This window comes from Mycobacterium montefiorense (assembly GCF_025823255.1).
GTDB lineage: Bacteria > Actinomycetota > Actinomycetes > Mycobacteriales > Mycobacteriaceae > Mycobacterium > Mycobacterium montefiorense.
Genome location: NZ_JACKVL010000013.1, coordinates 622,171 through 647,215, shown reverse-complemented (window position 1 = coordinate 647,215; position 25,045 = coordinate 622,171). Strand labels below are relative to the sequence as shown.

Below are 25,045 nucleotides of genomic sequence, written 5' to 3'. Positions count from 1 at the left end.
CTTCAAGGGCGGCTAGCGCTCCATGGAACTTCACAGGCATCGTCCCGCGTCTGAATCGAACACGTTCTAACACATAATGCTGCGCGCGGCGAGTGTGCGTTCATAAAATACGAATCAAGCAACGCGTCTGCCATCTAGCTTGGGAGATGACATGAGCATCAGTGTGATTACGTACTCAGCCCTGAGTGATAAGTGTGTGTCCCAGCAGCATCCATGGAGCGTTATAGACGTCTCAACGCCTAACGCCCAGCTCGCTGGCGTCCTCGCGGGATTCATGCTCCTCGCAATAACAACACTCCTGACTATGAAGCGTGCCGATCTCGAAGCCGCAGAAAACGCTGTCGTTTATTTGGGATTGGGAGTCATAGTCCTTGGGCTGGACAGTTACCTCTTCGGCTCCATCGCTGCCATAAAGCCGGACGAGCACTCGGATTACCAACAGGTTTGCAAGCGGGCCTGGCTAGATTTTATGCCTGCGGCGGGACTCCTCGGAGTCGGTGCGGTGCTACTTGTGGCGGGCCTCGCCTGGGTCATCGCTCGGCATGACTGGGGCGGCGACAGTGCGGAATTTACTACTCGCGCAAGCTACGCCGCTCTGGTTGTCATACTTGGGCCGCTGACCCTGCTGGCATATAACGCAATAAACTTCATCGACGAGATGCGCGGCGAACTTGACGAAATCTGCACAGAGGCACAGGGATTCGGAGTAGCAATTGTTTGTATCTGCTTCATTGTTTGCACCGCGATGGTGCTGCGGACCCTCATTAGGGTTGCGTCGGGGCGGCGCGGTGTAGTCGACTCTAAACGTACGCGGTTTTGGGTCTCAACCCCTTGCATCGTGTATCTTCTTGTGGCCCTTGGATTCACAGTACTCTATCCCTGGCTGCCGGACTCGCATTCAATTTTCTACTTCGCCATCGGGATCGTCTTGTGCATGGTCGTCCCCTCAATAATTTTCGTTTCGATCGCATTCGCAATGCCGGGAAGCTATGTCCCCTCGCAGCAGGCTAACGGTGAGCCCCCGGACCTGCCTGCCAGCAACCCGCCGCCAAAGGGTGAGTGAGGTGAGGCTCTGTAATACAGCTACCGCCAGCCCAGACCACGACTGCGGGCGAGTGAGTACGTCGGGTGGGATGTCCTTAACCTAAGCCGGCCGCAAGTTGGTCTTCGGTCAGGCGGCGGGCCCAGTCCGCAAGTCCCTCAGTGTTGAGCTGGGGTTGAATCCCGGCGGTTCCGGCCAGACCGGGTGCGGCGGCCAATGCGGGTGCGGGGACGGAGGTGTAGGAGACGGTGCCCGCGGCATTGGTGAGGGTCGCGCCGGTGAGCCCGGCAATTCCGATGGCGGGGTTGTTCACGGTGATGATGCCGGTTCCGGGTCCGAGCGTGACGGAGCCCGCGTTGAGGAAGCCGAAGGCCCCGGCGTTCAGGTTGGGGGTAAGGGTGAGGCTTTCTCCAACACCAACGTTCACCACGCCACTCACGTGGGCGCCGGTGGCCGCGTTTAACCACTGCAAGGGTCCACCAGCGGTAAAGATACTGCCGGAATTGAGCGTGATCGTCGAACCGTGAGCGGCAGTGACTTCGAAGGCGCCGGCGACGCCGGTGGGTGCCATGGTGACCGACCCGGCGTCGACGATCATGTGCGAGTTGGTCCCGACGGAGATGATGCTCAAGGGCGGTACGTTGGCGGATTGGCCGGGCGGGATGGATGGGTCGAGCTCGGCCGGCGGGGTGTAGTCGATGGAACCGGGCCCGGTGTTGGTCGACGCCTGCTGCACCAGGGATTGGGTGCGGGCGCTGGTCAGATTGCCCGCGTTCTGGGCCATCGACCGGGCCTGATCAGCCTGCCCGGACGGGTTGGTGGTCTGCGGCGGCTCGTCGAACGACGTCAGGGTGCTCACGGTCGTCGAGTCGGCGGCATAGGTGTACATGGCGGTGGCGTCCTGGACCCACATCTCGCCGTACTGGGCTTCGGTGGCCGCGATCGCCGGGGTGTTCTGCCCGAAGAAGTTGGTCGCGACCAGAGCCATCAGCTGGGCCCGGTTGGCCGCGATCATCGGTGGGGGCACCGTCATGGCGAATGCCGCCTCATAGGCCGCGGCCGCCGCGTACGCCTGCGCCGAGGTCTGGGCGGCCTGGGCGGCGGCCACTTGCATCCAGGCCACGTAGGGCGTGGCGGCGGCGGTCATCCGCATCGACGACGGGCCGAACCACGTCTGCCCGGCCAAACCTGAGACTTCCGAAAAGTAGCCGTTGGCAGCCGATTCCAGCTGCGCGGCCAGTGCATCCCAGGCCGCCGCGGCGGCGAGCATCGGGCCCGATCCGGGACCGGCATACATGCGACCGGAGTTGATCTCCGGCATGAGCAACCCAAAATCCATGGCGTCTTTGCCTCGTGACTAGGGGGTGTGCCCGTTACACCGCAACTGATGGGAACGTCAGTATGTTTCATAACGGCCCGCGAAGGAAGTAAAAACGCCGAACCAACGATAGGAAAACCCCTCCCGAACTCGATGGCTCGGTGGGGCGCGATGTCTAGCTGCTGATGTGACGCTTCATGATCACCGGTACCCGACCGCCGTTCGCGTGCCCGCGTGTCCACGACGATCGTCAGTGAGAAGTGCGAATCTTTCTGCAGCCCAATAAAATTCGCTGATTACTTGCCGTTGAAACGTGGTTCGCGCTTGGCCGCGAAGGCGGCAAGACCTTCCTTGGCGTCTTGCGAACGCATCACTTCAATCACGAAGCGCTGCTCTATCTTGCGGGCGTCCTCGTCGTCGATCCACCCACTACGCAGGATCGATGCCTTCGCGTTGCGCACGGCCAGTGGCCCATTGGCCACAACGCGGGCGGCGATCTCGCGCGCTTTCTCCAACGATTGACCCGTGGGCACGACATGGCCCACCAAGCCAAAGTTATACGCCTCGGCGGCGGTCAGGGACTCGCCGGTCAGAATCATCTCCATGGCTTTTGTGTAGGGAATCTGGCGCTTGAGGCGGACCGTCGAGCCGGCTCCCGCGATCAGGCCGAACTTGGCCTCGGGCAACCCGAACGTCGCATGCTCCTCGGCGACTCGAATATCGGTCTGCTGCAACATCTCGCAGCCTCCGCCAAGACAAGCGCCGTTGACGGCGGCGATCAACGGCTTCGTCAGGGAACGGCTCAACAGCAGACCCGAACTGATGATGCCGCCGGCCGACTTCCCTTCCGGCACAGCGGCAGACCCATCGCCGCCCTTGGCACCCCGGACCATCCATCCATCGGCGAGGTCACCGCCGACGCAGTACGAGGATCCCTCTCCCGTCAGGATAGCCGCGCGAATGCCGTCATCGGCGTCGATCTCATCCCAGGCCTGCGCCATCAAGGTGATCATCGCCGGTGTCAGGGCGTTCTTGCGCCGCGGGTTGTTCATCGTGAGCACCACGACACTGCCGTCGCGCTGCACCTTCAACTGCGGCTCTTCGGTTCGCGATTCGTCGGCCACCTCGGCTCCTCTGCTCGCCCCTCGTGCCCTGCTGAGTCTGATCGATCCGAGGACAACTCTAAGAATCGGGTTCGGCGGGCCAGCCGATCGCATCCAACCGTCGCTGCACCCGGTCGAGATCCTCCAGGGAGGGCAGCTCGTCGGTTACCCGGGTGATGGCCGCACCGATATCGGCGACGTCGACGTTCAACTCACCGCTGGTCGCGAGGTGGATGGCCACCTCGGTTACCTCGTCATTGGTCAGCCTGCGCCGCAGCAATGCCAGCAAGGGGACGTAATCGGTCGGTGGCACGCCCTGCGGGTAGCCGGCGCGGATGAACGCCACGATTCTGGCGGCAAGATCGCCCAGATTCGCCATTACGTCCCCAATGCAGTTGTAGGCCCGATTAGACCCTCAAACTACAGCTCGGGTGACCAACCGTGTCCATGGTGTCGAATCAGCGGCATCGCCGGCCGGCGGACTAACGTTGACCGATGCGGACGGCCTATCACCAGCAGCTCGATGCGCTGAAACACGGCATCGGCGACATGTGTGGCATCTCGGGCACCGCGATGCAACGGGCGACCCAGGCCCTCCTTGAAGCCGACATCGGCGTGGCCGAAACGGTGATCAGCGAACACGAGGATTTTCTCGCCTACGCCGCCCAGGCCGAGAGCGACGCCTTCAACCTGCTGGCGCTGCAAGCTCCCGTCGCCACCGATCTGCGCGCGGTCTTCAGCAGCTTGCAGAATGTCGCCGACGTCGACCGGATGGGCGCCCTGGCGCTCCATGTCGCGAAAACCGCCCGTCGGCGGCACCCCGCGCACGCCATCCCTGACGACGTCAAAGGCTACTTCGCCGAAATGGGCCGCATCGCCGTCAGTATCGGCGGTGACGTCAAAGATGTTGTGTTGTCCGGTGATCCCGAACAAGCGGCCAGACTGGCCGACGAAGATGACGCCATGGACGAGCTGCACCGGCACTTGTTTACGGTGCTGATGGACCGGGACTGGCAGCACGGCGTGGCAGCCGCTGTCGACGTCACGCTGCTGGGCCGGTACTTCGAGCGGTTCGCCGACCACGCCGTAGAAATCGGCCGCCGGGTCATCTTCCAGGCCACCGGCGATCCCAGCAACTGACGCAATTCCGGCGCTCGCAGGCAGGACACCAGCCATCGACCCCGTGGAGTACATTCCGAAAGTTGTAACTCTCCGGGGCGACTGAGCCCGCAGGTATGAATTCTGCGGATCTCACAAACTTCGAGACTTTTCCGGCAGTGATTGCGCACGTACATATGAGTTCCGGGTATGGATTGCTCGAATTGAACGGACTGAAAGATTATTTCATGCGCGATGGGAATTCACTGGTACGGATCTCGTCTAAATAACAGACTCGGGGCTTTATCAAGTATTTATTGGTCGCCTAACGAGTCAGCTCAAGAGTCGGCGGCCATTGTTTGCTGGATGATCTTGAATGCAGCCGCCACCACGGAGGGCGGGTGGGCGAGAACCCTACGGGTACCACTGTCCCGGTTCGCGCCGATCGCCGGGCAGTAAGCGGACCAATCCAGATGAAATCGCTTTGAGCAGTGGTTATCTACTCGAACAAGGTGGCCATGCGGCTCTCGCCATCCTTGGGGCGAGTCGCAGGAGGTGCACTGCATTCCCGCGCCGTTGCCGAAGCATTGGCTGACGCAATCAGCACTTCCGATACCGATAGTTAGCAGGAACGCGCCAACCGAAGCAATAAACAGAGCTCCGACCGTCTCCATTCTGACCTCCCACCCGAAAGCCTGATTTGAATGCGTCGCGAATACCACCAACTGAGCGGAACTAAACCATAAAACTTCTACAAATTATCGGCGGCGTCAAGTTCGAATTCCAAGTCATCAAGATCGATTGTTTAGACATCAAGATCAATTCGCCGCATGCCGGCGCCAGGATCAGAATTCTCAATGATCTGGCCAATTTCTCGGTACCCTGCGCCAAGGCGTGTGCTAGCGGGCTGGGTGCCTTTCACCGCACTCGCGCCGCAGCGGCCATCAGCGTTTCGGTTGAGCCGGCTTGCGCCCCAGCCCGAAGATCTCCCTGCGCCCCGGCGTTCGTGCACCGGCGCCGGCGGGCGTCGAGGGCTTGTGGCCCCACCTTCACCGGGACGCCACAGAACCGCTGCGGGTCACCGCAATAGCCTTGGGATGCAAGCACATTCGGGAATGTGAAGCTGTGCGCGCAGGCACGGCACAAAGCCTTGCGCTTGGCAGGGGTGAGGGCTGTCGGCCGAAAAATTAAGTGAAGCGGCCACCGAGGATCCTCCCGGTGGCCGCCTCGTCGGCCATTAAACGATGCTAGCTTCAGCCTCCGATTCGCGTGTCGTTTTCGTGACTTCTTGCCGAGATCTGCGACTCGTACCGCAGACGCCTGGCGACAACGCAGGTCACGACCCCTCTGGTCAACCGTCGTGCGGGCAAACGTTCACGTTTAGCCGGACCGATTCGTGGCATCCGCCATCCATGAGTGTGAATCTCGCCGACGTGGTGATGAAGATGGTGGAGTTCGTCCGGGCCGGCTACCCGCAGGGGGTCCCCGCGACGGACTCATTCGCGCTGCTGGCCGTGCTTCGCCGTCGGCTCACCGACGACGACGTGGCAGCGGTCGCTGCACAGCTGGCCGCCCGCGACGAGTTGAAAATCGACACGGCTGAAATCGGCTCAGCCATCACCCGGATCACCAACGAGCCACCCTGGGCCGACGAGCTCGATCGGGTGCAGCGTCGCTTGGAAGCCATCGGCTGGCCACCAGAACGCAAGAGTTGAACCAGATGCGGACCGCGTTCCATAACCAGCTCGACGCGCTGAGCCAGAGCATTGCTGACATGTGCGATCTGAGCAGCACCGCGATGGCACAGGCCACCGAAGCCCTGCTGAGCGCCGACATCGTCTTGGCCGAAGCCGTGATCAGCGCCCATCCAGAGCTGATGGCCCGGGCCACGCAGGCCGAAAACGACGCTTACACACTGCTGGCGCTGCAATCACCGGTGGCCACGGACTTGCGGGCAATTCTGGCCAGCCTGCAAAACGTCGCCGACGTCTACCGGATGGCCGCGCTGGCCCACCACGTCGCCGACACTGCCCGCCGCCGCCACCCCGGCACCGCGATCCCCGATGACATCAAGTCTTGCTTCGCCGAAATGGGCCGCATCGCTGTGGATCTCAGCCGGAACGCGACGAATGTCGTGCTTTCCGGAAATCCTGATCACGCTGCCAAACTCGCCGCCGACGACGACGCGATGGACGAGCTACACCGGCTTGTCTTCACGACCCTGATGGATCGGCAGTGGTCTCACACCGTCGCCGCCGCAGTCGATGTCACTCTCCTGAGCCGCTACTACGAGCGCTTCGCGGACCACGCCGTCACGGTGGGTCAACGAGTTATCTTCCAAGCCACCGGCTCTCACCTCGCCCAACAACAAGCCGAGCAGCGCCCCACCGCGTGACGCGCGTCCTTCAGCGGGCCAGCGGCTTGTAGAACACCAACCCATTGCCTTTGTTGTCGTACACCACGGCACGTCGTTCGTGGGCGTCGTCGTACGGGCCCTTCACGATGCCGCCACCGCTGGCCTGCACCGCCTTGCCCCGGCATCGACATCAGCGGTCTTGATACCGACGACAACCTGACCGGGCATGGGATGGTCGACGTCCGTCGCCAGTGCGAGAATGACCGGCCCACCATCGAGTGCCGCGAAGTGGGCGCCATCGCGGAACTTCAGTGCCATGCCAAGGGTCTCGCTGTAGAACCGGATCGATTCGTCCAAGTCGTCGGTCGACAGAATGATCATCTTTACTTCGTGCCCGCTCAACGGATGCCTCCTTCGCACTGAGTCACTTCCACACTAGGCAGCGAATGCACGCTGTGCGCCGCGGGTCAGCGACGGAAGACGACCCATCTCATCGCGCTGTACATGTACACCGCTTCGCACATGCCCGCCACGATTCGCGACAGCTGATATTGCACGCCGATGGCCGATAACACGCTCGTCACCCCAAGGATGAAAGCCAGGTAGTTGACGACGACCACCACGACGTAGACCGCGACCTGTGGGCCGACCGCGCCATGGGACGCAAAGTTGAAGGTGCGGTTGAGCACGTAACTGAGCGCGAAGGCACATGCGTAGGCGACCGTGACGGCGATCGGCACCGCGAGATCGAGCCCGCTGCGCAGCAAGGTGAGCAGCGCGAGGTCGGCGCTGAAGGTAAATCCGTTGATCACGCAGAAGCCGAGGAACGTCGGCGCAATGACCGAGCCGAGCCCGAACGGGAGCCGACCGACGACCGCCGCACAAGACTTGTGGAATCGGTCGACCGCGCGTGATGGGCTAACCCGCGATTCGGCTGGCACGCGGCCACCGTGCCATGACCGGGTTTCGGCCATGTGATCAGTCGGCCAATTCTTCGCGCACCATCTGCCGGCCCGGCGCCTCAGCAAACTTTGGCGCAAATAACATCACGGTCACGAAAACGATGGGTGGCGACCCGAAATACCCATAACGGCCTTGCGGCGCGTTTACGACTTGGGCGCCTTCTGGGCGTCGATGTCCATGTCCGGGCAGAACGCCTCGACCGCGGCGAAGGCGATCACCTTCGTCTGCTGCTTGCTGTACCCCATGTTCTGGATCCGCGCTAACGCCTGATCGGGCGGGAGGATGTCGTTGCGCAGCTCGTTGCACAGTGCGGTTCCCACGTGGACGATCGTTTCGTGGTTGTTGTACTTGATGTTGTTCTGGTCGAGATAGGAGATGTATTCGGGCGTATTCTCCGGGTCGGCGTTGGCGACTGCTGGCACGGAACACAGCAGTGCGGATAGGGCGATCAGTGATGCCGCTAGTGCTGTTTTCATGGATGTGAGCATAGGATCACACCCGAACTTTTGAATGAACTGCAGGCGAACGGCTGCTGTCGCGACTGGATGTAGCAACGCGAGCTGCCGGAGCCGGATCGGCGAGGGTGGCTAGAGTTCCCCACTTGATGGCACGACTGACAGATCTCGCCCCACCCGCGACACGGGAGACCGTCAAAAGCCTCGCGGCCGGGCTGCTTTGCGCCGCCGGCGTCCCGGCGTTGACCCGGCGAAGACACCGCGATCGGCTCGCGATCGTGATGTTCCATGGCGTCGAGGACGAACCGTTGTCGCCGGCGTGCTGGCATGTACTCGACTCGGCGACGTATCGCCGTCGACTCGAATACATCCGTAAGCACTTCAACGTCCTTGCACTCGCCGACGCCCTCGAGCGCCTTGCCGCGGGGACGTTACCGCCACGGGCGATGGCCATCACTTTCGACGACGGCACCCGCAACCTCGCCACCCACGCGGCCCCGGTGTTGCGCGAGCTGGGACTGCCCGCCGCGGTGTTCCTGGCGACGGGCCCGATGGATAGCGACGAAACCCTATGGCCCGACCGGCTTTGGCTGGCGATCGCCCGCACCAAAGCGACCGAGGCTGATCTGGCCGCACTAGGTCTGGGCACCAGATCGCTGGTAGGGAATGCCAACCGCGGCAAGGTCTATGCGGCCGCGGTGCAGCGATGCAAAGACCTGCCCGACGCGCAACGGATCGCGGTGCTGGACAAGATTCTGGACGCGCTGGGCCACCGCGACGGCGACGGTGGTCCGTTCCGGATGCTCTCCTGGGATGAAGCCCGGGAGATGGTCGCCGACGGCCTGGTCACGCTGCACCCGCATTCGGTGACCCACCCCATTCTTGCGCGCTGCGGCGACGACAAGGTCGAACAGGAGATCACGGATTCCTGCATCACGCTGGAGCGTGAGACTGGCAGCACACCAACAATTTTCGCTTACCCTAATGGTCGGCCGCAGGATTTCGACGGCCGCACCCAGAACGTGCTGCACGAGCGCGGCGTGCGCTGGGCGTTATCGACCACGCCGGGATTCGCCGACCGTCACAGCGACCCGATGGCGTTGCCGCGGCTAGCGCTGGGCAGTAATTCGTCTTTCGACTACTTCCGGCTCCTGGTCTCGGGCGGGCTACCCTGCCGCTAGCGCGAGCCGCGGGACGCGGCAGCGAGCCACAGATCGTGCAGCGCCTCCCGCCAGCGGTCGATGTCGAACTCGCGGGCACGTGCGTAGGCCGCGGCGGCGAGCCGATTTCGCAGATCGCCATCGGTGATGAGCGATTGCAGCGCCGCCGCCAGCTGGACGGGATCGCCGGGCGTGACCAGCACACCGCTCACCCCGTCGGTCACCACTTCCGCGATCGCACCGACCGCGGTGGTCACCGGGACCACGCCGTTGGCCATCGCCTCCAGCACCGCCATCGGAAGACCCTCGCTGTAGCTGGGCAATACGAAGATTGCCGATTCGGCCAACAGCTCGTCGCGGCGTTGCGGGTCGACCCAGCCGACGACATCGATGACGTCGTCCAGCGACTTGGCACGGACAAACGCGCGAACCCGCTCCACCTCACCGTCGCCGGCCAGCGTGACCCGCAGGTCGGCTCGAATATCGTTGGGCAGCAGACCAATTGCGCGAACCAGGTCATAGCTTCCCTTGTTGGCGCCCAATCTGCCCAGCGACACCACCCGCAATGGCCCAACGGTACGCGGCGACGGCTCGACGGCGGGCAGGACCACGGGGTTGTACAGCACTCGTGTGTTGGTTTCGTCGAACCCGAGACGCACACACGACTTCTGCAGATGGGATTGACCGAGCACCACGGAATAGTCGGCACGCAAGGCGGCGTAAACCGCACGTCGCTGCAGCGGCGAGAGACCATCGAGCCAGGTGAAAAAGTGCGAGCTGTGGCAATGAACAATCGTCGGGACGCCGCGCACCCGCGCGACGAATAACGGCACCGACTTGCGGACGACGCTGCCGCGCAACGAATAGTGCGCATGCAGCACGTCGACCGAGCCAAAAAGCAGCAGCAGGGACGCCTTGAGCATGCCCGTTATTCCGGTCCATAGCCGCGCCGCCACGGAGGCGTCGACATAGGTGGGCACCAGGCGAAGACGGAACCGCGAGTCGGTGTCCTCGATCAGCAGCCGCATCACCGTCGCCATACCGCCGCGACTGTTGGGCCCGGCCGGAGCGTTACCGATCGTGAGCACGCGGATCGGGTGACGCGGTGCTGCCATCAACTGCGTCTCACCCGGCGTACCTCAATCCCAGCGTCATCCACCCGAGTTGTCGGCGCTCAAGCTAGCTTCACCACAGGACGCTGCGAAATAGCAGGGCGTCCGCTACTAGTCCGACCCCGACGACCAAAAACAATATTCGCACCGAAATGGGTCCGTAGCGAGTCATTCCACGCACGATCCCGCGCTGCATCCGGACCGCTCGCTTCGTCTTTCGGGTGGCCAGAAAAAGGATCAGCACCGACGGCGTCAGCGCCAGCGTCCAATAGCCGTATATCAGCAGCGGCCAGGCCGGCGGTCGCGGATGCACCGCGGCGAGTGTGGCCAATCCGGTGATGTAGGGAATTGAGGTCGGCGCCTGCCCCATCCCGACCGCGGCGCCAAGAATTCCGAGCAACCAGGGGCGTTGCCGCATGGCCGCCAGCGCCCATCCCGGCGCCGACGTTTGCGCGGTCAACGGGAAGTAGGCCAGACACATCAGCACCACGCCCAGCAGCAGCTGGCCCCAAAAGCGAAATGCCGGTGTGATTTTGAAGTCGACCGAATGCGTCAAGAAGCCAAGGCCGAGTACGGTGCAGACGCCGAAGGTGGTGGTGATCGCGAACAAACCAGCGATAAAGCTCAAGCCGCCTGGGACCGGCGATCGACGATCGAGTCGGCTGGCATAGACGACGGCTGAGACGACGCCCACGTTGAGGACATTCAGCGAGTCGAGGAAGGCCAGACCGGCGAGCGCCAGCAAAAGAGCTTCCATGATCGCACCGAAGTTACTGCATCGGCTCCCTGACCGCCGCCAACTGACGGCGCAACGCGGAATCCGGCGGCAGAAAATATGAGATTCCTATGACCTCGCCACCACCTCGGCCGCCGCGGTCCCGGCTTGCGCCCGACCGGCCCGACCGGCAAGGTTCTGCCCGTGAAGTTCGCACTCGCCGGCTATGGCAGTCGCGGCGACGTCGAGCCCTTCGCGGCCGTCGGACGGGAGCTACTGCGTCGGGGTCACGACGTGTCCTTAGCGGTCACACCCAACATGATCGGCTTTGTGGAATCGGCGGGGCTTGCCGCGGGGGCGTTCGGGCAGAACCCGCCGCAGAACGAGGATTTCGCGCCCACGACGCTGCAGAACCCGATCATGATGATGTCGGCCTTCGTGGATCACCTGAAAGCGGCGTGGGTCCAGTGGGGCACGACGTTGCTGGCGCTGGCCGATGGCGCCGACCTGGTGTTGACAGGTAAAAGCGAGCAGGGCCTTGCCGCCAATGTTGCGCGCTACCAAGGCATTCCGTCGGCCGCGTTGCACTTCTTCCCGGACGGCGCCGCGCCCCGCAATGACACGCTGGTGCGCCTGGCGACCGACGCCGCGCAGGCCCAGCGCCGCGAACTGGGCTTGCCGGAGACCACCGGGCACACCGCATTGGAGATCCAGGCCTACGACAGGCTCTGCTTTCCCGGCCTGGCCGCCGAGTGGACCGAACAGGGCCTGCGGCGGCCCTGCGTTGGCTCACTGACCCTTGAGCTGCCGGCCGATGGCGACGCCGAGGCGATGTCCTGGATCGACGCCGGGACACCACCGATCTACTTCGGCTTCGGTAGCGGCGTGCGGGTCACCTCCGCCGACACCGTCGGGGCGATCGCCGCGGCCTGCGCACAGTTGGGCGAGCGGGCGCTGATTTGCAGCGGCCCCAACGACTTCACCGGCGTTCCGGATTTCGACCACGTCAAGGTTGTCGACGAGGTGAATCACGCAACCGTCTTTCCGGCGTGCCGCGCGGTCGTCCACCACGGAGGCGCCGGAACCACGGCCGCGGGCATGCGAGCCGGCATTCCCACGTTGATCCTCTGGCTCGGCGTCGACGATCAACAGGTCTGGGCCGCGACCGTGGAACGGCTGAAAGTCGGCTCCGGCCAGGATTTTCGGGCGACCACCCTGGGTTCACTGGTCGCGGCGCTGCGCGGCATCCTCACTGACGACTACGCCACTCGTGCACGTGCGATTGCCGCTCTGATGGCCACGCCGGCCGAAAGCGTGGCACGCACCGCCGATCTGCTGGAAGGCAGCGCCCGCACGGGACGCTGACCGCTCGGGGTACTGCTTTATTTCAGCGAACGCTGTATTGTTCTCTGCATGCTGACTTGTGAGAAGCGGGAGTCCGCGCTGGCCCGGCTGGGGCGCGCCCTGGCCGATCCGACGCGGTGCCGGATTCTGGTGGCGTTGCTCGATGATGTTTGTTACCCGGGCGAATTGGCGTCCCGGCTGGGCCTGACCCGCTCCAACGTTTCCAACCATCTGTCCTGCCTGCGCGGTTGCGGTCTAGTGCTGGCCACCTACGAGGGAAGACAGGTCCGGTACGCGTTGGCCGATGCGCACCTTGCCCGGGCACTGGGTGAGTTGGTCCAGGTGGTGCTCGCCGTCGACACCGATCAGCCGTGCGTTAACGACCCCGCGCCGAGCAAGGCGGGCACGGCGCGATGAACGACGGGGACGCCTTGGGCCGAACTGGCCGCCCATTGCCGCTCTCCGCGCCGGCGACAGACTGCTGCCAGGACGAGTGCTGCACCTCGGCAACCACGAATACCGTTGAGCCACAACGCCGTGCGGTGTTGTCGCGACGAGTGCGCCTGCTCGTCTCGGCGACAATCAGCTACAACATCATCGAGGCGGTCGTCGCGCTCTCGGCCGGCGCGGTGGCGTCCTCGGCGGCGTTGATTGGGTTCGGGCTGGACTCGGTCATCGAGGTCTCCTCTGCCGCAGCGGTGTACTGGCAGTTCTCCGGCACCGACCCGCAGGCCCGCGAACGGGCCGCGTTACGGGTGATCGCGCTGTCATTCTTCGCATTGGCCGGCTACGTGACGCTCGAGTCGATTCGCTCCCTGCTCGGCGGGCAGACCGCTGGAACCTCGGCCGCCGGAATCATTTTGGCGGCGGTGTCGCTAGTGGTCATGCCGCTGCTGTCCTACGCACAGCGGCGCGCCGGCCGAGAACTCGGTTCGGCCAGCGCGGTCGCCGACTCCAACCAAACGCTGCTGTGCACATACCTGTCCGGCGTGCTGCTGGTCGGGCTGCTGCTGAACTATCTGTTCGGCTGGTCGTGGGCCGATCCGGTCGTGGCGTTGGTGATCGCCGCCGTCGCCGTCAAGGAGGGCCGCACGGCATGGCGGGGCGAGCACTGCTGCTGACTTGAAACGCGGCGCGCTGCAGCGCCTTTCGTTGTCTAGCCGGGCAATCCGGCCTTGATGGCCGCGTCCTGCTTGCGCGCCACATCCAGGACGATGTCCGCCGGCACCAGGTCGTTCGGCGCGCTCTCGAACTCGATGAGGGCAACCACCTTGCCTTCACCGAAGATCACCGACGTCTTCGCCTTACTGCCGTCGGCCGAGGGTCCCGAAATGATCGTGCCGCCGACACCCACATCGGCCGGCGCCGGTGTTCCGCCCTTGATGGCGCCGTTCTGCGGATCGACGTAAGACTTGGTGAGCGAATCACGGTCCTTGTCCGCCGCGCCCGGATCGGGGTAGACGAGCAGCGAGTCGGTGATGCTGCGCGCGCCATTCTGATTCGCGAACACGCCCTCGATGCCCGATGCCGGGTCGGTCAGTTGCCGCGTCCTGGGCGGGCTGAAGCTGTCCCCCGGCACGACGATGTCGGTGGCCTTGATCAGCAGGTTGCTGTAGTCCGAAGGCTGGACGGCAGCGCTGCTCGATGTCGGTGCGGCCGAGGAGGACGCCGCGGAAGTAGCCGTCGACGACGATTTCGCTGACGACGATGGGCCAGACGACTTGTCGCCGCCACATCCGGTGACTGCCACGCCGATCACCAGAGTGGTCGCCGCCAGACCGGCTGCGGCCGCAGATGCCTTCTTCACCATTGACTCCTTTGGGTGTCGTACCGATTTGCCAGCGTCCCGGGCAACATAGCCGATCCCCGGATGAACTCGAAGTGAATCCCCTTAAATAGTTTCCAATTAACCAACCACACCCGGGCGCCGAGCGCTACCGCGAAGGCGTCGATCGCATTGCGGGAATCTCCAATGACGGCCGACGGCTTGCCGGCCGCTAGCCGCGGCGGAATCGCTCGCGCATTTGCGGGTCGTTCTCCCACCACAACCCCGCGGGCGCAGCGTCGGCGTCGTCGCTGCCCACCACTTCCGTCCGATCCAGCTCGGCGTCGACCTCGACCGCGTGCGCCCGTTCGTCGCGAGACAGCGCGCGCATCAGCAGCAGCACGAATGGCAACCCGACCACGTCTCCGAGAATCCACAGCACGCCGGCGCCGATGGTCTGATCGAGCCGTTGGTCCGGGCCCCAGGAGCGGTGCAAGGCCGAGTAATACGCCGCGGCGATCAACGAGCCCTGCCAAATGACCAACCCCAGGACTCCGTCACCGAGGGTCTCGGCGACCGAGATCAGCAGCGAGATCAGCTGGGGGTATTTGCGAGGCACGGGATCGGATTGCAGCCGGGCGTAAAAGTATCCAAACCCTACGATTACCAAAACTATTCGGGTAAGCGCACCGATCCATTCGTTTTGCAGAGCCGCCGTGTACCACGGTGTGAGGTACAGCAGCCAGGGCGTGGCCAGCATCGCCAGCGACGTCGTCAACGGGTGCACGAGAATTCGGGCCCAACGGGTCCCCAGCAGCTTCTCGATACGGTCCACGCCGAGCGCGTCACGCAGCACGCTGACCGGCTTGCCCTGCGCAAGGAAGAACGGCACCACATACAGCAGCAGCAGTACCTGGAGCGCACGCATCCAGAACAGCAAGTAGGCGTAGCTTCCGATGGCGCTGACGGTGGCCACTGCCCAGAGCACAATGCCGACGCCGAAGCATCCGGCCGCCGCCGGTTCGACAGATCGTGCGCCGCCGCGGGCCCGTCGGTAGCACCACGCGTAGGTGCCCGCGACCATCACGAGCACCGCCGCGGAGGTGGGGTCCAGATACCAGGTCTGTATCAAGGCGCCCCATGTCAGCGGGCCCGGATCGAGGGGCATACCCCTAGCGTATGCGGGCCGCAAGCGGCGCTCAGTTGCCGGCGGCACCCTCAGGCTTGGGTCCGCGACCCTCGCCGGTCAGATACTTGGGGCAATACGAGCCGGCGGCGATCGCGGTGAACTTGGCGGCGCCGGTATCGGCAAATCCCGGATTGTGCAGCTGAAGGTTGTTGACGATTTCCTGGTCCGAGTGTCCGCTGTCGACGAGCTCGCATACCGTCTTGGCCGCCGAGATCGCGGCGGCCGGGTCCTGATACGTCAGCCCGGCGTCTTTGAGCTCGGAAAGGAAGGCGGCATCGGCGGCCGGGTCCGGCGCGGGACTGGGGCTCGGGCTGGGGTCGGCGTGCGCCGGAACCGCCAGGACAATCGTGGTGGCGACGCTTAGCAGCATCATGAGGCGTCTCATAATTCGCCGATTCTCCCAGAGTTGTGGGAACCACGCATCCCGCCGAGGCGCCGCAGCGCCGCAAGCTCGGATGGTGTTGGCTAGGACGACGTGGCTGCCATCTTGATTGTTCTCGACGTCTTTGTCGGCATCATCGCTGTGGTCGCGCTGATTGCCGTATGGAATCGGCTGCGCGCGCACCGCCGAAGAGCGGGCGCCAAGGGCGTCGCGCTGGTGATCGACCGCCTGCCGCCCCGCCGAAAGAACATTGCCCGACTGCAGGTGAGCATGCGAATGGTCGGCCCGACCGTGCGCTACGAAGTGGGACTCGACCTTGAAGCGGACGGTAAACCATTCGACGCGCCGACGCCAAAGCCGGCGATACGCCCGTCGATGGGCTGCAATGACGACGAAATGTCCTGGGGCTTCGAGATTCCCGAAGAGTCACTCGACAACGTCTGGGTCATCGCGTCCTGGATGGCCGTTGACAACGCCAACCTTCGGATGGCCGCGATCGCCTCGAATCTGGGCACGCCGCAAATCTACGAGTGGAGATGGGCAGCCGATTGGCGCATTTCGGGAGCCGGCCACTGGCGCAAGCGACGGAGTCCGACGACTCCCCCACGCACGGCGACAGGAATGGGTCCGCTGGAACTGGGGCGGGCACCTGGCCGGGGACACGCAGCGCCACCCACCACCGACACGGCCGAAAGCGAGTAGCCCGGTAGTTACTGGGGGCCGCTGCTGTTAGAGCTGGTATGCGGCAGCGCGCTGGGACAATAGGCCGTGGCAGCTATCGCCGCGAACTTGGCGGCGTTGTCCTCGCGCAGGCCGGGGTTACGGTCTTCCACCGTCTTGACGACATCCACCATCTGCGTGCCCTGGCCGACCGCTTGGCACACCCACTTGCCCGCCGCGATCGCCCGAGCCGGGTCCGGGAAGGTGACACCGGACGCCTGGAGCGCGGCGAGAAATTGGTCGTCCATGCCGTCGGCGTAAGCCGGGGCGGGCATGCCGACCATGGCGACGGCGCTCACCAGCATCAGAAGGCGTCTCATAGCCCCCTGATAGTCGCAGACCAGCGGCAAACTCGCATCCCGCCGCGGTAACCGGCGACAAAAGGCCGTCGCGACCCACCGGAGCCCTGGTCAAAGCGGCCGATCGGGCGCGGTAGCGGCCGGTGTAACCCCTCCCGTTGGCGATAGGCGGTGTGCAATTATTCGAAGATGCGCCGCTGGCTGATCGTCCTGTCGACCTTGCTCGTCGCCGCCACGGGCCTCACCGCGGCGGGGGTTGCCGCTCCGCGCGCGCGGGCTCAGGATGCGCCGATCGGCCACATCGGCGACACGCTGCGGGTGGACACCGGGACCTACATCGCCGACGTCACCGTCAGCAGCGTGTCCCCCTGCGACCCGCCGCCCGGATTCGGCTACACCCGCAGCGGCGTTCCGATCAAAAGCTTCCCCGGCAGCACGCCCAACCGCGCCGACGTGACGGTCCGCGCGATCCAGGTGCCCAACCCCTTCGTCATGGCGACCGCGTTCAGCTTCGACGGGGTGACTCCGTTCGCCGACGCCTACAAGCCGCGGGCCACCGATGCGCCCGACGCCCTGGACAACGTGCTCGTCAACGCGCCGAACGGGGCGATCGTGCGCGGCGGGGTGTATTGGGATGCCTACCGCGACCCGGTCTCCAACGTCGTGCTGCTGGACCGCAAAACCGGCAAGCACCTCGCGCAGTGGAACCTCTGACCCTCACCATCGGCCGGGTCGCGACGGATTCCGTCGATATCGCGGAACTGGCCAGCGTCGCGGCCCTTACCTTTCCGCTAGCGTGTCCGCCCACGGCGACGCCGGAGAACATCGCGACGTTCGTTGACGTCAACCTGTCGCCCGCTCGCTTCGGTGAGTATCTCGGCGATCCGGACCGGGCGATTGTCGCCGCGCGCCGCAACGGCCGGATCGTCGGCTACGCGATGGTGGTTCGCGGCGTCTCCGACGACGCCGGCGTGCAACAGGCCGTCGAGATCCGCCCGGCGGCCGAGCTGTCGAAGCTGTACCTGCTGCCCGACTACCACGGCAGCACAGCATCGGCGGCGCTGATGGACGCTGCGCTGGCGATTGCGGCCGACTGGGGTGTGCGCTGCATGTGGCTGGGTGTCAGCAAGGCAAACCAACGCGCCCAACGCTTTTACGCCAAGAGCGGATTTAATATCAATGGCACCAGGACGTTTCGAGTAGGTGCCCACCTCGAAAACGACTACGTCATGATTCGCGAGGTTGGCTAGCCGGGGCGGTCAGCGCCAACAGCCGCGAGGTGGCCCGCAGGTATTTCTTTCGGTAACCGCCGGCCAGCATCTCTTCGCTGAAGATGGTGTCCAGTTTCGCGCCGGACACCACCACTGGAATGCCGGCGTCATACAGGCGATCGGTCAGCGATACCAGCCGCAGCGCGACGCTCTGGTCGCCAATACCGTGCACACCGGTCAGGAACACCGCCGTCACACCTTCGATCAAGGTCAGGTACCGCGACGGGTGCATCGTCGCCAAATGCGCACACAACGCATCGAAGTCATCGAGCGTCGCCCCGGGAACGCCGGCCGCACGCGCGACGACCTCGTCGTCCGACAGCGGCTGCGGGGCGGGCGGCAGGCCGCGATGCCGGTAGTCCGGGCCCTCGATCCGAACGGTAGTGAAAATGCTTGCCAGCGTGTTAATTTCACGCAGAAAGTCCTGGGCAGCAAAACGGCCCTCGCCGAGCTGCTCGGGCAGCGTATTGGAGGTGGCGGCCACCGACACACCCCGCTCGACCAACGACGACAGCATCCGCGAGACCAGCGTGGTGTTGCCCGGGTCGTCGAGTTCGAACTCGTCGATGCACAGCACCGTGTAATCGGCCAGCAGGTCGATGCATTCGGTGAAGCCGAACACCCCGGCGAGTTGGGTCAGCTCCCCGAATGTCGCAAACGCCTTGGGACGAGCGTGGGCATGGGTCGAAGCATCCGGCGAGCCGTCGGGCCCTGGGCCCGGCAACTGGTAGTAGGCCGAGGCCAGCAGATGCGTCTTGCCCACGCCGAATCCGCCGTCCAGGTAGATGCCCACACCCGGCAACACCGCCCGTTTGCCCAACAGCTTGCGCCGGCCCGCACGCCGCTGCACGGCCTGACCGCAGAAGTCCTGACACGCCGCGAGCGCCGCGGCCTGGGTCGGTTCCGCCTGATCCGGGCGATAGGTCGCGAAGCTCACATCGGCGAACGTTGGCGGTGGCCGCAATTGGGCGATCAGCCGTTCCGGCGAGACACTCGGATGCCGATCCACCAGATGGTCCACCGGCGAAGAACCATCTGCTGAGGTGGACCCGTGCATGCGAAAACTCTAACGGCGTGCTGCAATCGTCCTCATGCCCGAGTCTGGCAGCGGCAGAGCCGCCGAGACGTCCTTGACCCTTTTCGGGTCAGGGCGCGAACTCGACGAGGGCGAACTCCCTGCGCTCTACGCCTATCCGGACACCGATCAGAGCTGGGTGCGGGCGAACTTCATCACCAGCATCGACGGTGGGGCCACCGCCGAAGGTAAGACCGGCCCGATGGCGGGCCCCGGTGACCGGCTGATCTTCTTTCTGTTGCGCGAACTCGCGGACGTCATCGTCGTCGGTGCGGGCACGGTGCGGGTCGAGAATTATTCCGGCGCGCACGCGGGAATCGCCGAGCGCCAGCGCCGGCAGGCCCGCGGGCAAAGCGAAGTGCCGCAATTGGCCATCGTCACCAAGTCCGGTGCCCTGGACCGGGATATGGGCGTGTTCACCCGGACCGAAGTGCCGCCCCTGGTTCTCACCTGCAGTGCGGCGGCCGACGAGACCCGCCGCCTGCTCGGCGATCTGGCCGAGGTCATTGACTGCTCCGGCCGCGATCCCGGCGAAGTCGACGAGGCTGCCCTGCTGGCGATCCTGCGGGCTCGAGGACTGCGGCGGGTGCTGACCGAAGGCGGGCCGATGCTGCTCGGCGCTTTCATACAGCGGGATCTGCTCGACGAGCTGTGCCTGACGATCGCGCCGTATCTCGTGGGAGGGCTAGCCCGGCGTATCGCGACGGGGCCCGGCCAGGTGATGACCAAGATGGGCTGCACCCAGATCCTGAGCGACGACGCCGGCTACCTGTACACGCGCTACGTGCGGGCTTAGCCCGGCGATACCACCCGGGATGGCTACTGTGGTCGGCATGAGTCGGCACATCACGTCCGCGACGACCCTGGTCGCGGTGACCGCCCTGCTGACCGGCTGCGTCCCGGGCCTGGCCGCCGACCCGCGCTTCGCGACAAACGCCGGCGCCCGGCCACAGGGCGCGGCCACCACGAAGCCCCCGCCCGCCGGCCCGCCGCCGATCGCCGCCCCCAAGAACGACTTGTCATGGCACGACTGCACCTCGAAGGTGTTCAACGACGCCGGCGTCCGACCCGCCCCGGGCGGCATCCAGCTGGATTGCGCGAACTTCGACGCCGACCTCGACCCGGTCAACGGAGGGTCGGGAACCGTGACCGTGGGCGTGGTGCGCGCCCGGTCCAATCAGACCCCGAAGGACGCGGGCCCCGTCGTCTTCACCACCGGCTCGGACCTGCCGTCGTCGGCGCAGTTGCCGGTATGGCTGTCCCGGTCGGGCAACGATCTGCTGACGGCCCACCCGATTGTCGCCGTGGACCGCCGCGGGATCGGCATGTCGAGCCCGCTCGACTGCCGGGATCACTCCGACCGCCAGGCAATGCGCGATCAGGCGCAATTTCAGAGCGGTGACGACCCGGTCGCCAATCTGTCCGAAATCTCCAACACCGCCACCACCAACTGCACCGACGCCATCGCGCCGGGTGACAGTGCCTACGACAACTCACACGCCGCCTCGGACATCGAGCGGCTGCGCAGTCTGTGGGACGTGCCCTCGGTCGCGCTGCTGGGCATCGGCAACGGCGCACAGGTCGCGCTGGCCTACGCGTCGTCGCGCCCGGACAAAGTCGCCCGGCTGATGCTGGACTCCCCAATTGCCCTGGGCGTCAACGCCGAAGCGGCCGCCGAGCAACAAGTCAAGGGCCAGCAGGCCGCGCTCGACGCCTTCGCCGCGCAATGCGTCGCGGTGAACTGCGCGCTGGGGCCCGATCCCAAGGGCGCCGTCAGCTCGCTGCTCGCCGACGCCCGCGCCGGCAGGGGCCCCGGCGGCGCCTCGCTGGCCGAAGTCGTCAACGCCATCACCGTCGCGCTGGGCTTCCCCTCCGGGAACCGCGTCAACGCCACCACGAGTCTGGCCAACGCGCTGGCGGCTGCCCGCTCCGGCGACGCCAACCCGCTGACCAACCTGATCAACCATGCCGACGCCACCCAGGACACCGACGGCCAGTTCGTCAACTCCTGCAGCGACGCGATCAACCGCCCAACCCCGGACCGGGTCCGTGAACTCGTGGTCGCCTGGGGCAAGCTCTACCCGCAGTTCGGCACGGTGGGCGCGCTCAACTTGATCAAGTGCGTGCACTGGCCCACGATCTCGCCGACGGCGCCGCCCAAGGATCTCAAGGTCGACGTGGTGTTGCTGGGCGTGCAGAACGATCCGATCGTCGGCTCCGAAGGCGTTGCCCAGACAGCGGCGACCATCATCAACGCGAACGCGGCCAGCCGGCGGGTGATGTGGCAGGGCATCGGACACGGCGCGAGCATCTACACGCCGTGCGCCGTCCCACCGATGGTCGGCTACATCGACACCGGCAAACTGCCCGGAACCGACACTTACTGTCCCGCCTGACCGGACGGCCCGTCGCCGCGGTGTACGGTGCGCTGGTGACGGCTGCTGACTCGACTCGGACCGGCCTGCGCGGTCGGGTGCTTGCCACCTTCCGTCCCCGCACCGGGCCACCGAGCACGGCGACGATATTGCGGTCCGCGCTGTGGCCGGCCGCGATTCTTTCAGTGCTGCACCGCAGCATCGTGATCACTACCAACGGCAACATCACCGACGACTTCAAGCCGGTCTATCGGGCGGTGCTGAACTTCCGGCGCGGCTGGGCCATCTACAACGAGCACTTCGACTACGTCGACCCGCACTACCTGTATCCGCCCGGCGGCACGCTGCTGATGGCACCCTTCGGCTACCTGCCGTTCGCGCCGTCGCGCTACCTGTTCATCCTGATCAACACGATCGCGATCCTGATCGCCTGGTACTTGTTGCTGCGGCTGTTCAAATTCACCCTGTCCTCGGTCGCGGCCCCGTCCCTGCTACTGGCCATGTTCTGCACCGAGACGGTGACGAACACGCTGGTGTTCACCAACATCAACGGCTGCGTGCTGCTCGCCGAGATGCTGTTCTTGTGGTGGCTATTGGACGGCAAACGCAGCCATCAATGGTGGGCCGGCTTAGTGATCGGCCTGACGCTCACGCTCAAACCGGTGCTCTTACCGCTGCTGTTGTTGCCTCTGCTGAACCGGCAGTGGCGGGCGCTGGTGCCCGCGGTCGTGGTTCCGATCGTGGTCAATGTGGCCGCGTGGCCACTGGTCAACGATCCGAAGGACTTCGTCACGAAAACGGTGCCGTATTTCCTGGGCACTCGCGACTACTTCAACAGCTCCATCGAGGGCAACGGCATCTACTTCGGCTTGCCCACCTGGCTGATCGTGTTCCTGCGGCTGCTGTTCACGGTGCTCGCGATCGGTGCGATCTGGCTGCTGTACCGCTACTACCGCACCCGCGATCCGCTGTTCTGGTTCACCACCTCGGCCGGCGTGCTGCTGCTGTGGTCGTGGCTGGCATTGTCGTTGTCGCAGGGCTACTACTCGATGATGCTGTTCCCGTTCCTGATGACGGTTGTGTTGCCCAACTCGGTGCTCCGCAACTGGCCGGCCTGGCTGGGGATCTACGGCTTCATGACTCTGGACCGCTGGCTTTTGTTCAACTGGATGCGATACGGCCGCGCCCTGGAGTACCTCAAGATCACCTACGGCTGGTCGTTGCTGTTGATCGTGGTGTTCACGGTGCTCTACTTCCGCTACTCCGACGCCAAGACCGAAAACCGGCTGGACAGCGGCATCGACCCGGCCTGGCTGACGTCCGAGCGGATGCGGGCTAACGTGGACGCATGACTTCCCCCGACATTGCTCCGAAGGTGCAACTGACCGACGACGAGTGGCGCAAGAAACTCACCCCGGAGGAGTTTGTGGTGCTGCGCCGCGCCGGCACCGAACGGCCCGGTGTCGGCGAGTACACCGACACCAAGACCGAGGGCGTCTACCAGTGCCGGGCCTGCGGCGCTGAATTGTTCCGCAGCACGGAGAAATTCGACTCGCACTGCGGCTGGCCGTCGTTCTTCGACCCGGCAAAGTCGGAAGCGGTGATCCTGCGACCCGACCATTCGCTCGGCGCGACGCGTACCGAGGTGATCTGCGCGAACTGCCACAGCCATCTGGGTCACGTGTTCGCCGGCGAGGGTTATCCAACGCCGACGGATCAGCGGTACTGCATCAACTCGATCGCGCTGCGCCTGGTCCCGTCTGACGAATAGCGGCCTCACCGCGTTGTCGCCGAGCCTGTAATTTCGCGGGGCTCTACTCGCACTTTCGCTGCGGATTTACCGTCTCGACGAAACTAGCCCGTTCGGGTGGCGTGGACTTCCCAGAACGGCGCATGCACCCGACCGTCCTTCAGCCAGGGTTCCATCGAGCGGTACCGCTTCAGCATGTCTTCGGCCTGATCGGCGATGTCGGGATTGCGCGCGGCCATCGTCTCAATGCTCTTGGCGCTGATGTTGACTTGGTAGGTAGTGGTGCCCAGATAGCTGATCTCCCAGCCGCCGGCTGGAAGCACGTCACGAAAGTCGTTCTCGGACAACGACCGCATCATGGTGAAGCCGTTGACGTCGTGCGCTCCGAACTCGAACATGTAGAGTCGCGCGCCCGGCTTGGTCGCCCGCCGCAGCGCCTGCACGTACGACTGCGCAAGCTCGGGCTCACCGCTGAAGGTGTGGTAGAATGCGCAGTCGACGACGGTGTCGAAACGGTTGTCCAGCCCTTCCAGCTTGGTGGCGTCGGCCAGTTCGAAATTCACTGATACGCCTGCCTTTTGGGCGTTCTCGCAGGCCCGTTCCAGGGCGGCCGCCGACCCGTCGACGCCGGTGGCCGAGTATCCCTTGGATGCGTAGTAGATCGCGTGGTGGCCCGGGCCGGTGCCCGGGTCGAGCACCTCACCCTTGATCGCGCCGAGCGCGACCAGCTGCTGGACCACCGGCTGCGGGCCGCCGATGTCCCATGGGGTCGCCGCGGGCAGGCCGTGCGACGTCTGGTCGTCGCGGTACATCTGCTCGAAACGGGTGGGATCGTTGGGATCGAATTGCGTTGTCACGGCAGGGAATTAACCAACTGCTCGACCGGCACCCGCGGCCCGGTGAAGAACGGCGTCTCCTCGCGGGTGTGCCGCCGGGCATCGGTGGCGCGGAGTTCACGCATCAGGTCGACGATGCGGTGCAGTTCGGGAGCCTCGAAGGCCAGGAGCCATTCGTAATCGCCGAGCGCGAACGCTGGCACCGTGTTGGCCCGGACGTCCTTGTACTCGCGCGCGGCCATGCCGTGCTCGGCGAGCATGCGGCGGCGTTCCTCGTCGGGCAGCAGGTACCACTCGTAGGACCGCACGAACGGATACACGCAGATGTAAGCACCGGCTTCCTCGCCGGCCAGAAACGCCGGAATGTGGCTCTTGTTGAACTCCGCCGGCCGGTGCAGCGCCACGCTGCTCCACACCGGCGCGCTGACCTGTCCTAGCGTCGTGGTGCGGCGGAAATCTGCATAGGTGGCTTGCAACGCTTCGACCCGCTCGGCGTGCGTCCAGATCATGAAATCGGCATCCGCACGCAGACCCGCGACGTCGTAAAGACCGCGCACCACGACACCGCGTTCTTCCTGCTGCTTGAAAAACCGGGCCGTCTCGTCAATGACGGCGTCACGCTGGTCACCCAATTCACCGGGCTCCACCGAGAACACCGAGAACATCAGGTAGCGAATCGTCGAGTTCAGGGCGTCAAAGTCGATCTTGGCCATGAGA

At 64.8% G+C, this 25,045-nt stretch carries 29 protein-coding genes and 1 pseudogene; 15 read left to right on the top strand and 15 right to left on the bottom strand.

The features are described from left to right. Positions 1-151: 151 nt before the first annotated feature. Complete coding sequence (locus H7K34_RS16435; RefSeq protein ID WP_264063069.1) at positions 152-1,063, top strand: hypothetical protein; 912 nt, start codon at positions 152-154, stop codon at positions 1,061-1,063. Between the two features lie 76 nt (positions 1,064-1,139). On the opposite strand, the gene H7K34_RS26635 is transcribed toward H7K34_RS16435, so the two are convergent. From H7K34_RS26635 to H7K34_RS16420, 3 genes are all read right to left on the bottom strand, one after another. Beyond that, positions 1,140-2,381 (bottom strand): PPE family protein, encoded by a 1,242-nt coding sequence (locus tag H7K34_RS26635; protein WP_276059638.1) that lies wholly within the window; start codon positions 2,379-2,381, stop codon positions 1,140-1,142. Between the two features lie 275 nt (positions 2,382-2,656). After that, positions 2,657-3,451: an enoyl-CoA hydratase-related protein gene (locus H7K34_RS16425; RefSeq protein ID WP_276059764.1), complete on the bottom strand. Its 795-nt coding sequence runs from the start codon at positions 3,449-3,451 to the stop codon at positions 2,657-2,659. Positions 3,452-3,542: 91 nt separating this feature from the next. Beyond that, positions 3,543-3,842, bottom strand: a complete 300-nt coding sequence (locus tag H7K34_RS16420; protein ID WP_264063067.1) for a DUF3349 domain-containing protein — start codon at positions 3,840-3,842, stop codon at positions 3,543-3,545. A gap of 116 nt (positions 3,843-3,958) precedes the next feature. Between H7K34_RS16420 and phoU (H7K34_RS16415) the strand changes: the two genes are divergently transcribed. From phoU (H7K34_RS16415) to phoU (H7K34_RS16405), 3 genes are all read left to right on the top strand, one after another. After that, positions 3,959-4,603, top strand: coding sequence for a phosphate signaling complex protein PhoU (gene phoU / locus H7K34_RS16415; RefSeq protein ID WP_264063066.1), 645 nt, complete (start codon positions 3,959-3,961; stop codon positions 4,601-4,603). A gap of 1,370 nt (positions 4,604-5,973) precedes the next feature. Further along, positions 5,974-6,276 carry a DUF3349 domain-containing protein gene (locus H7K34_RS16410; protein ID WP_264063065.1) on the top strand — a complete coding sequence of 101 codons (303 nt, stop codon included), beginning with the start codon at positions 5,974-5,976 and terminating at the stop codon, positions 6,274-6,276. A gap of 5 nt (positions 6,277-6,281) precedes the next feature. Next, the gene (phoU, locus tag H7K34_RS16405; protein ID WP_264063064.1) at positions 6,282-6,956 is read left to right on the top strand and encodes a phosphate signaling complex protein PhoU; all 675 of its coding nucleotides are present in this window, start codon (positions 6,282-6,284) and stop codon (positions 6,954-6,956) included. Positions 6,957-6,966: 10 nt separating this feature from the next. On the opposite strand, the pseudogene H7K34_RS16400 reads toward phoU (H7K34_RS16405), so the two are convergent. The 3 genes and pseudogenes from H7K34_RS16400 to H7K34_RS16390 all read right to left on the bottom strand — a co-directional run bounded on the left by H7K34_RS16400 (position 6,967) and on the right by H7K34_RS16390 (position 8,356). After that, positions 6,967-7,319, bottom strand: a pseudogene (locus H7K34_RS16400) (VOC family protein). A gap of 65 nt (positions 7,320-7,384) precedes the next feature. After that, entirely contained in the window at positions 7,385-7,891 is a 507-nt protein-coding gene (locus H7K34_RS16395; protein ID WP_276059637.1) for a GtrA family protein, read from the bottom strand. A gap of 132 nt (positions 7,892-8,023) precedes the next feature. Next, positions 8,024-8,356: a DUF732 domain-containing protein gene (locus H7K34_RS16390; protein WP_264063062.1), complete on the bottom strand. Its 333-nt coding sequence runs from the start codon at positions 8,354-8,356 to the stop codon at positions 8,024-8,026. 128 nt (positions 8,357-8,484) lie between these two features. On the opposite strand from H7K34_RS16390, the gene H7K34_RS16385 reads away from it, so the two are divergent. Continuing rightward, positions 8,485-9,516 (top strand): polysaccharide deacetylase family protein, encoded by a 1,032-nt coding sequence (locus H7K34_RS16385; protein ID WP_264063060.1) that lies wholly within the window; start codon positions 8,485-8,487, stop codon positions 9,514-9,516. Here H7K34_RS16385 and H7K34_RS16380 read toward each other — a convergent pair. Together H7K34_RS16380 and H7K34_RS16375 are read right to left on the bottom strand one after the other, a co-directional pair. Next, complete coding sequence (locus tag H7K34_RS16380) at positions 9,513-10,610, bottom strand: glycosyltransferase family 4 protein (RefSeq protein WP_264063059.1); 1,098 nt, start codon at positions 10,608-10,610, stop codon at positions 9,513-9,515. The two genes, H7K34_RS16385 and H7K34_RS16380, sit on opposite strands and share 4 nt — an antisense overlap. 70 nt (positions 10,611-10,680) lie before the next feature. Continuing rightward, the gene (locus H7K34_RS16375) at positions 10,681-11,364 is read right to left on the bottom strand and encodes a GAP family protein (RefSeq protein WP_108922311.1); all 684 of its coding nucleotides are present in this window, start codon (positions 11,362-11,364) and stop codon (positions 10,681-10,683) included. A gap of 162 nt (positions 11,365-11,526) precedes the next feature. On the opposite strand from H7K34_RS16375, the gene H7K34_RS16370 reads away from it, so the two are divergent. Genes H7K34_RS16370 through H7K34_RS16360 form a run of 3 tightly spaced genes read left to right on the top strand, consistent with a single transcriptional unit; the run spans position 11,527 to position 13,787 of the window. After that, a complete protein-coding gene (locus tag H7K34_RS16370; protein ID WP_264063057.1) occupies positions 11,527-12,687 on the top strand; it encodes a glycosyltransferase in 1,161 nt (386 codons plus the stop codon). Positions 12,688-12,735: 48 nt separating this feature from the next. Next, complete coding sequence (gene cmtR, locus H7K34_RS16365; protein WP_264063056.1) at positions 12,736-13,083, top strand: Cd(II)/Pb(II)-sensing metalloregulatory transcriptional regulator CmtR; 348 nt, start codon at positions 12,736-12,738, stop codon at positions 13,081-13,083. Continuing rightward, complete coding sequence (locus tag H7K34_RS16360; RefSeq protein WP_264063055.1) at positions 13,080-13,787, top strand: cation transporter; 708 nt, start codon at positions 13,080-13,082, stop codon at positions 13,785-13,787. Before cmtR ends, H7K34_RS16360 begins: the two co-directional genes overlap by 4 nt. Before the next feature lie 35 nt (positions 13,788-13,822). On the opposite strand, the gene H7K34_RS16355 is transcribed toward H7K34_RS16360, so the two are convergent. From H7K34_RS16355 to H7K34_RS16345, 3 genes are all read right to left on the bottom strand, one after another. After that, positions 13,823-14,473, bottom strand: a complete 651-nt coding sequence (locus H7K34_RS16355; RefSeq protein ID WP_264063054.1) for a hypothetical protein — start codon at positions 14,471-14,473, stop codon at positions 13,823-13,825. A 190-nt stretch (positions 14,474-14,663) separates the two neighbouring features. Beyond that, complete coding sequence (locus tag H7K34_RS16350; protein ID WP_264063053.1) at positions 14,664-15,599, bottom strand: cytochrome c oxidase assembly protein; 936 nt, start codon at positions 15,597-15,599, stop codon at positions 14,664-14,666. Between the two features lie 31 nt (positions 15,600-15,630). Continuing rightward, complete coding sequence (locus H7K34_RS16345) at positions 15,631-16,005, bottom strand: DUF732 domain-containing protein (RefSeq protein WP_264063052.1); 375 nt, start codon at positions 16,003-16,005, stop codon at positions 15,631-15,633. Between the two features lie 90 nt (positions 16,006-16,095). Between H7K34_RS16345 and H7K34_RS16340 the strand changes: the two genes are divergently transcribed. Further along, positions 16,096-16,704 (top strand): hypothetical protein, encoded by a 609-nt coding sequence (locus H7K34_RS16340; RefSeq protein ID WP_264063051.1) that lies wholly within the window; start codon positions 16,096-16,098, stop codon positions 16,702-16,704. A gap of 8 nt (positions 16,705-16,712) precedes the next feature. Here the strand turns inward: H7K34_RS16340 and H7K34_RS16335 are convergent, their stop codons facing one another. Next, positions 16,713-17,042, bottom strand: coding sequence for a DUF732 domain-containing protein (locus H7K34_RS16335; RefSeq protein ID WP_108922302.1), 330 nt, complete (start codon positions 17,040-17,042; stop codon positions 16,713-16,715). Positions 17,043-17,210: 168 nt separating this feature from the next. Here H7K34_RS16335 and H7K34_RS16330 point away from each other — a divergent pair, with 168 nt between their 5' ends. Together H7K34_RS16330 and H7K34_RS16325 are read left to right on the top strand one after the other, a co-directional pair. Then, positions 17,211-17,735 (top strand): hypothetical protein, encoded by a 525-nt coding sequence (locus tag H7K34_RS16330; RefSeq protein WP_264063050.1) that lies wholly within the window; start codon positions 17,211-17,213, stop codon positions 17,733-17,735. Beyond that, positions 17,723-18,271, top strand: coding sequence for a GNAT family N-acetyltransferase (locus H7K34_RS16325; protein ID WP_264063048.1), 549 nt, complete (start codon positions 17,723-17,725; stop codon positions 18,269-18,271). The genes H7K34_RS16330 and H7K34_RS16325 overlap by 13 nt, the downstream gene beginning before the upstream one ends. Here H7K34_RS16325 and zapE read toward each other — a convergent pair. After that, positions 18,249-19,349 carry a cell division protein ZapE gene (gene zapE / locus H7K34_RS16320; protein WP_264063046.1) on the bottom strand — a complete coding sequence of 367 codons (1,101 nt, stop codon included), beginning with the start codon at positions 19,347-19,349 and terminating at the stop codon, positions 18,249-18,251. The genes H7K34_RS16325 and zapE overlap by 23 nt on opposite strands. 34 nt (positions 19,350-19,383) lie before the next feature. Between zapE and H7K34_RS16315 the strand changes: the two genes are divergently transcribed. Genes H7K34_RS16315 through msrB form a run of 4 tightly spaced genes read left to right on the top strand, consistent with a single transcriptional unit; the run spans position 19,384 to position 23,513 of the window. After that, the gene (locus H7K34_RS16315) at positions 19,384-20,163 is read left to right on the top strand and encodes a pyrimidine reductase family protein (RefSeq protein ID WP_264063044.1); all 780 of its coding nucleotides are present in this window, start codon (positions 19,384-19,386) and stop codon (positions 20,161-20,163) included. A 19-nt stretch (positions 20,164-20,182) separates the two neighbouring features. Next, positions 20,183-21,763, top strand: coding sequence for an alpha/beta hydrolase (locus H7K34_RS16310; RefSeq protein ID WP_264063043.1), 1,581 nt, complete (start codon positions 20,183-20,185; stop codon positions 21,761-21,763). 20 nt (positions 21,764-21,783) lie between these two features. Beyond that, positions 21,784-23,094, top strand: coding sequence for an arabinofuranan 3-O-arabinosyltransferase (aftC, locus tag H7K34_RS16305; protein ID WP_264063041.1), 1,311 nt, complete (start codon positions 21,784-21,786; stop codon positions 23,092-23,094). Continuing rightward, positions 23,091-23,513, top strand: coding sequence for a peptide-methionine (R)-S-oxide reductase MsrB (msrB, locus tag H7K34_RS16300; protein WP_264063040.1), 423 nt, complete (start codon positions 23,091-23,093; stop codon positions 23,511-23,513). The genes aftC and msrB overlap by 4 nt, the downstream gene beginning before the upstream one ends. A gap of 83 nt (positions 23,514-23,596) precedes the next feature. Here msrB and H7K34_RS16295 read toward each other — a convergent pair whose 3' ends face one another. Beyond that, entirely contained in the window at positions 23,597-24,349 is a 753-nt protein-coding gene (locus tag H7K34_RS16295) for a class I SAM-dependent methyltransferase (RefSeq protein WP_264063039.1), read from the bottom strand. After that, entirely contained in the window at positions 24,346-25,041 is a 696-nt protein-coding gene (gene hemQ / locus H7K34_RS16290; RefSeq protein WP_108920094.1) for a hydrogen peroxide-dependent heme synthase, read from the bottom strand. Before hemQ ends, H7K34_RS16295 begins: the two co-directional genes overlap by 4 nt. Positions 25,042-25,045 lie beyond the last annotated feature (4 nt).

What these genes read in the sequence shown, in the direction of transcription:
- H7K34_RS16315 (WP_264063044.1), top strand. Translation starts at nt 19,384, where the DNA reads ATGCCCGAGTCTGGCAGCGGCAGAGCCGCCGAGACGTCCTTGACCCTT.
- H7K34_RS16350 (WP_264063053.1), bottom strand. Translation starts at nt 15,599, where the DNA reads ATGCCCCTCGATCCGGGCCCGCTGACATGGGGCGCCTTGATACAGACC.
- H7K34_RS16385 (WP_264063060.1), top strand. Translation starts at nt 8,485, where the DNA reads ATGGCACGACTGACAGATCTCGCCCCACCCGCGACACGGGAGACCGTC.
- hemQ (WP_108920094.1), bottom strand. Translation starts at nt 25,041, where the DNA reads ATGGCCAAGATCGACTTTGACGCCCTGAACTCGACGATTCGCTACCTG.
- H7K34_RS16395 (WP_276059637.1), bottom strand. Translation starts at nt 7,891, where the DNA reads ATGGCCGAAACCCGGTCATGGCACGGTGGCCGCGTGCCAGCCGAATCG.
- H7K34_RS16345 (WP_264063052.1), bottom strand. Translation starts at nt 16,005, where the DNA reads ATGAGACGCCTCATGATGCTGCTAAGCGTCGCCACCACGATTGTCCTG.
- H7K34_RS26635 (WP_276059638.1), bottom strand. Translation starts at nt 2,381, where the DNA reads ATGGATTTTGGGTTGCTCATGCCGGAGATCAACTCCGGTCGCATGTAT.
- phoU (WP_264063066.1), top strand. Translation starts at nt 3,959, where the DNA reads ATGCGGACGGCCTATCACCAGCAGCTCGATGCGCTGAAACACGGCATC.
- H7K34_RS16330 (WP_264063050.1), top strand. Translation starts at nt 17,211, where the DNA reads ATGCGCCGCTGGCTGATCGTCCTGTCGACCTTGCTCGTCGCCGCCACG.
- H7K34_RS16360 (WP_264063055.1), top strand. Translation starts at nt 13,080, where the DNA reads ATGAACGACGGGGACGCCTTGGGCCGAACTGGCCGCCCATTGCCGCTC.
- H7K34_RS16380 (WP_264063059.1), bottom strand. Translation starts at nt 10,610, where the DNA reads ATGGCAGCACCGCGTCACCCGATCCGCGTGCTCACGATCGGTAACGCT.
- cmtR (WP_264063056.1), top strand. Translation starts at nt 12,736, where the DNA reads ATGCTGACTTGTGAGAAGCGGGAGTCCGCGCTGGCCCGGCTGGGGCGC.
- msrB (WP_264063040.1), top strand. Translation starts at nt 23,091, where the DNA reads ATGACTTCCCCCGACATTGCTCCGAAGGTGCAACTGACCGACGACGAG.
- H7K34_RS16375 (WP_108922311.1), bottom strand. Translation starts at nt 11,364, where the DNA reads ATGGAAGCTCTTTTGCTGGCGCTCGCCGGTCTGGCCTTCCTCGACTCG.
- zapE (WP_264063046.1), bottom strand. Translation starts at nt 19,349, where the DNA reads ATGCACGGGTCCACCTCAGCAGATGGTTCTTCGCCGGTGGACCATCTG.
- H7K34_RS16420 (WP_264063067.1), bottom strand. Translation starts at nt 3,842, where the DNA reads ATGGCGAATCTGGGCGATCTTGCCGCCAGAATCGTGGCGTTCATCCGC.
- H7K34_RS16390 (WP_264063062.1), bottom strand. Translation starts at nt 8,356, where the DNA reads ATGAAAACAGCACTAGCGGCATCACTGATCGCCCTATCCGCACTGCTG.
- H7K34_RS16310 (WP_264063043.1), top strand. Translation starts at nt 20,183, where the DNA reads ATGGCTACTGTGGTCGGCATGAGTCGGCACATCACGTCCGCGACGACC.
- H7K34_RS16335 (WP_108922302.1), bottom strand. Translation starts at nt 17,042, where the DNA reads ATGAGACGCCTTCTGATGCTGGTGAGCGCCGTCGCCATGGTCGGCATG.
- H7K34_RS16410 (WP_264063065.1), top strand. Translation starts at nt 5,974, where the DNA reads ATGAGTGTGAATCTCGCCGACGTGGTGATGAAGATGGTGGAGTTCGTC.
- phoU (WP_264063064.1), top strand. Translation starts at nt 6,282, where the DNA reads ATGCGGACCGCGTTCCATAACCAGCTCGACGCGCTGAGCCAGAGCATT.
- H7K34_RS16435 (WP_264063069.1), top strand. Translation starts at nt 152, where the DNA reads ATGAGCATCAGTGTGATTACGTACTCAGCCCTGAGTGATAAGTGTGTG.